General features: G+C 56.3%; 3 rRNA genes. All 3 read right to left on the reverse strand.

Annotation, left to right across the window (positions count from 1 at the left end):
- Positions 1-3: 3 nt before the first annotated feature.
- The 3 genes from rrf to OOZ51_RS22175 all read right to left on the reverse strand — a co-directional run bounded on the left by rrf (position 4) and on the right by OOZ51_RS22175 (position 5513).
- A 5S ribosomal RNA gene (rrf, locus tag OOZ51_RS22165) occupies positions 4-120 on the reverse strand.
- A gap of 170 nt (positions 121-290) precedes the next feature.
- A 23S ribosomal RNA gene (locus OOZ51_RS22170) occupies positions 291-3439 on the reverse strand.
- 549 nt (positions 3440-3988) lie between these two features.
- A 16S ribosomal RNA gene (locus OOZ51_RS22175) occupies positions 3989-5513 on the reverse strand.
- The 16S, 23S and 5S rRNA genes sit together here, the layout of an rRNA operon.
- Between the last annotated feature and the right edge of the window lie 134 nt (positions 5514-5647).

A 5647-nucleotide genomic window follows, 5' to 3' on the forward strand; every position in this document is an offset into this window, starting at 1 on the left:
GTTGTCCGGCGGTGTCCTACTCTCCCACACCCTCCCGGGTGCAGTACCATCGGCGCTGTGGGTCTTAGCTTCCGGGTTCGGAATGGGACCGGGCGTTTCCCCCACGCTATGACCGCCGTAACCCTGTTACCCGTCACCGCCGCCCCCGGGGGGGTGGTGGTGTGGGAAGACTGGTTACAACATTGTGGTGTTGTTATTCAGTTGTGGTTGGTTCCTGGAACGGGCAAACAGCCGTGACGGGTGTTTGTTGTTCGGGAACCACATAGTGGACGCAAGCAGCTTGTGTTTGTGTGGTGTAAGTTGTCGGCCTATTAGTACCGGTCAGCTTCAACAGTCTTTGGTCCTGTCTTCCACATCCGGCCTATCAACCCAGTGGTCTGGCTGGGGGCCTCTCACACACGAGGTGTATGGAAATCTCATCTTGAAGCGAGCTTCCCGCTTAGATGCTTTCAGCGGTTATCCCATCCGAACGTAGCTAATCAGCGGTGCACTTGGCAGTACAACTGACACACCAGAGGTTCGTCCGTCCCGGTCCTCTCGTACTAAGGACAGCCCTTCTCAAATTTCCTGCGCGCGCAGCGGATAGGGACCGAACTGTCTCACGACGTTCTAAACCCAGCTCGCGTACCGCTTTAATGGGCGAACAGCCCAACCCTTGGGACCTACTCCAGCCCCAGGATGCGACGAGCCGACATCGAGGTGCCAAACCATGCCGTCGATATGGACTCTTGGGCAAGATCAGCCTGTTATCCCCGAGGTACCTTTTATCCGTTGAGCGACGGCCATTCCACAATGTACCGCCGGATCACTAGTCCCGACTTTCGTCCCTGCTTGAGATGTCTCTCTCACAGTCAAGCTCCCTTGTGCACTTACACTCGACACCTGATTGCCAACCAGGCTGAGGGAACCTTTGGGCGCCTCCGTTACTTTTTAGGAGGCAACCGCCCCAGTTAAACTACCCATCAGGCACTGTCCCTGACCCGGATCACGGGCCGAAGTTAGATGTCCAAAGTGACCAGAGTGGTATTTCAACGATGACTCCACCCGAACTGGCGTCCGGGCTTCAACGTCTCCCACCTATCCTACACAAGCCACTCCGAACACCAATACCAAACTATAGTAAAGGTCTCGGGGTCTTTCCGTCCTGCTGCGCGTAACGAGCATCTTTACTCGTACTGCAATTTCGCCGAGTTTATGGTTGAGACAGCGGGGAAGTCGTTACTCCATTCGTGCAGGTCGGAACTTACCCGACAAGGAATTTCGCTACCTTAGGATGGTTATAGTTACCACCGCCGTTTACTGGGGCTTGAATTCTCAGCTTCGCCTTGCGGCTAACCGGTCCTCTTAACCTTCCAGCACCGGGCAGGAGTCAGTCCGTATACATCGTCTTGCGACTTCGCACGGACCTGTGTTTTTAGTAAACAGTCGCTTCCCCCTGGTCTCTGCGGCCCCGATCCCCTCCCACCAGCAAGTGGTGTTCAAGGTTGGGGCCCCCCTTCTCCCGAAGTTACGGGGGCATTTTGCCGAGTTCCTTAACCATAATTCTCTCGATCGCCTTGGTATTCTCTACCTGATCACCTGTGTCGGTTTGGGGTACGGGCGGCTGGGACCTCGCGTCGATGCTTTTCTAGGCAGCATAGGATCACCGGATCCCCCCTCGCGGGGGTCCCGTCAGATCTCAGGAACGTCATCAAAGACACAGCGACGGATTTGCCTATCGCTGACCCTACATCCTTAGACCGGGGCAACCATCGCCCGGCCCGGCTACCTTCCTGCGTCACACCTGTTAATACGCTTACCTCCCGGGATCAGGTCCCGCGCTCGGCCAAAACCCTCACACCACAAGGGTGCTTGGGCAGGCTCCGGGCGGTTAGTATCCCCCGCTTGGCATGGGCGGTCCTTCACCGGTACGGGAATATCAACCCGTTGTCCATCGACTACGCCTGTCGGCCTCGCCTTAGGTCCCGACTTACCCAGGGCAGATTAGCTTGACCCTGGAACCCTTGATCATTCGGCGGACGGGTTTCTCACCCGTCTTTCGCTACTCATGCCTGCATTCTCACTCGTGTAGGCTCCACCGCTGGTTTACACCGCGACTTCACCGCCCACACGACGCTCCCCTACCACTCCAGACGACTGAACCACGAAGGCTTGTCTACTATCTGAAATCCACAACTTCGGCGGTGTACTTGAGCCCCGCTACATTGTCGGCGCGGAATCACTTGACCAGTGAGCTATTACGCACTCTTTCAAGGATGGCTGCTTCTAAGCCAACCTCCTGGTTGTCTTCGCAACTCCACATCCTTTCCCACTTAGCACACGCTTAGGGGCCTTAGTTGGTGGTCTGGGCTGTTTCCCTCTCGACTATGAAGCTTATCCCCCACAGTCTCACTGCTGCGCTCTCACTTACCGGCATTCGGAGTTTGGCTGACGTCAGTAACCTTGTAGGGCCCATCGGCCATCCAGTAGCTCTACCTCCGGCAAGAAACACGCAACGCTGCACCTAAATGCATTTCGGGGAGAACCAGCTATCACGGAGTTTGATTGGCCTTTCACCCCTACCCACAGCTCATCCCCTCCATTTTCAACTGAAGTGGGTTCGGTCCTCCACGACGTCTTACCGTCGCTTCAACCTGGCCATGGGTAGATCACTCCGCTTCGGGTCTAGATCACGCCACTACGAACGCCCTGTTCAGACTCGCTTTCGCTACGGCTACCCCACACGGGTTAACCTCGCGACGTAACACTAACTCGCAGGCTCATTCTTCAAAAGGCACGCCGTCACAGTTACTTGTGATTACTCACGACTGCTCCGACGGATTGTAAGCACACGGTTTCAGGTACTGTTTCACTCCCCTCCCGGGGTACTTTTCACCTTTCCCTCACGGTACTGGTCCGCTATCGGTCATTAGGAAGTATTTAGGCTTATCAGGTGGTCCTGACAGATTCACACGGGATTTCTCGGGCCCCGTGCTACTTGGGATCCTCTCCAGGCGGCACACAACATTACGGTTACGGGGCTCCCACCCTCTACGGCCGGCCTTTCAAGACCGTTCACCTATGCTCGTGCTCTCACCCCACCGGTCCGGCAGAACCAATACGGAAAGTCCCACAACCCCGCCCATGCAACGCCCGCCGGCTATCACACATGGAACGGTTTAGCCTCATCCGCGTTCGCTCGCCACTACTAACGGAATCACTCTTGTTTTCTCTTCCTGCGGGTACTGAGATGTTTCACTTCCCCGCGTTCCCCCCACGCACCCTATGTGTTCAGATGCGGGTCACCAGATCACCTCACAGCGTCTGGCGGGGTTTCCCCATTCGGACATCCTGGGATCAAAGTTCGGTTATCAACTCCCCCAGGCTTATCGCAGATTCCTACGTCCTTCTTCGGCTCCTAATGCCAAGGCATCCACCGTGTGCCCTTAAAAACTTGACCACACAAAGATCAAAAACATTTCGAGAGAACCACGGAAACCAACCACGCCGAAGCACGGCCGGATCCAGGTTCATCAAAAAGAAATTGCTGTAGACACAAACAAGCACAAAAGGCCTGCCCGTGTCAGATGCTCGCGTCCACTATGTAGTTCTCAAACAACAACCCCGTACCACACCCCCCGCACCAACCACCCCCGCCACAAAAAGGACAGGAACAGCCCAAACGCACGAAGACATGCAGCCAGGAAACCAGAAACACCAAACCCGCAACCCCGCACCCCCCCAAAGGGGGCCCGCAGGCCGCGGCCCTGTTGCCTCAGGACCCAACAGTGTGCCAAACACGAAAACCGGCCCTCCCCCACCCGCACCGTTCCAAAACACTCGAAAGCATCCGTACTAAGGGCAGGAAAAGAAACCACCGGCCGCTATCTGCTGATATTCCACCCATGAGCACCCACCGCAGAACAGACGCCTGCGCAATGGGCTTTGCTTCCACCCACCCCCGCACCATCCATGCGGACAGCAAAAGGGCGATGATGGTGCTCCTTAGAAAGGAGGTGATCCAGCCGCACCTTCCGGTACGGCTACCTTGTTACGACTTAGTCCCAATCGCCGGTCCCACCTTCGACGGCTCCCCCCACAAGGGTTAGGCCACCGGCTTCGGGTGTTACCAACTTTCGTGACTTGACGGGCGGTGTGTACAAGGCCCGGGAACGTATTCACCGCAGCGTTGCTGATCTGCGATTACTAGCGACTCCGACTTCATGGGGTCGAGTTGCAGACCCCAATCCGAACTGAGACCGGCTTTTTGGGATTAGCTCCACCTCACAGTATCGCAACCCTTTGTACCGGCCATTGTAGCATGCGTGAAGCCCAAGACATAAGGGGCATGATGATTTGACGTCGTCCCCACCTTCCTCCGAGTTGACCCCGGCAGTCTCCCATGAGTCCCCACCACTACGTGCTGGCAACATGGAACGAGGGTTGCGCTCGTTGCGGGACTTAACCCAACATCTCACGACACGAGCTGACGACAACCATGCACCACCTGTAAACCGACCGCAAGCGGGGCACCTGTTTCCAGGCGTTACCGGTTCATGTCAAGCCTTGGTAAGGTTCTTCGCGTTGCATCGAATTAATCCGCATGCTCCGCCGCTTGTGCGGGCCCCCGTCAATTCCTTTGAGTTTTAGCCTTGCGGCCGTACTCCCCAGGCGGGGCACTTAATGCGTTAGCTACGGCGCGGAAAACGTGGAATGTCCCCCACACCTAGTGCCCAACGTTTACGGCATGGACTACCAGGGTATCTAATCCTGTTCGCTCCCCATGCTTTCGCTCCTCAGCGTCAGTTAATGCCCAGAGACCTGCCTTCGCCATCGGTGTTCCTCCTGATATCTGCGCATTTCACCGCTACACCAGGAATTCCAGTCTCCCCTACATCACTCTAGTCTGCCCGTACCCACTGCAGAACCGGAGTTGAGCCCCGGTCTTTCACAGCAGACGCGACAAACCGCCTACGAGCTCTTTACGCCCAATAATTCCGGATAACGCTTGCGCCCTACGTATTACCGCGGCTGCTGGCACGTAGTTAGCCGGCGCTTCTTCTGCAGGTACCGTCACCCGAAAGCTTCTTCCCTACTGAAAGAGGTTTACAACCCGAAGGCCGTCATCCCTCACGCGGCGTCGCTGCATCAGGCTTTCGCCCATTGTGCAATATTCCCCACTGCTGCCTCCCGTAGGAGTCTGGGCCGTGTCTCAGTCCCAGTGTGGCCGGTCACCCTCTCAGGCCGGCTACCCGTCGTCGCCTTGGTAGGCCATTACCCCACCAACAAGCTGATAGGCCGCGAGTCCATCCAAAACCGCAAAAGCTTTCCACCAACACACCATGCGGTGGCCGGTCATATCCGGTATTAGACCCAGTTTCCCAGGCTTATCCCAGAGTCAAGGGCAGGTTACTCACGTGTTACTCACCCGTTCGCCACTAATCCCCCCAGCAAGCTGGAGATCATCGTTCGACTTGCATGTGTTAAGCACGCCGCCAGCGTTCATCCTGAGCCAGGATCAAACTCTCCGTTGAAGTAAAACAAAAACAGACACAACCACAACCACCGGAAATAACGGCAGAAGAGCTGCACAAAATTTGAAACCAGCTGTAAAAAACCAGCCCCGCACCACCGAAGCGACACGAAACCAGCCAAAACAACCAATTCA

This window comes from Arthrobacter rhizophilus, from assembly GCF_026241105.1.
GTDB lineage: Bacteria > Actinomycetota > Actinomycetes > Actinomycetales > Micrococcaceae > Arthrobacter.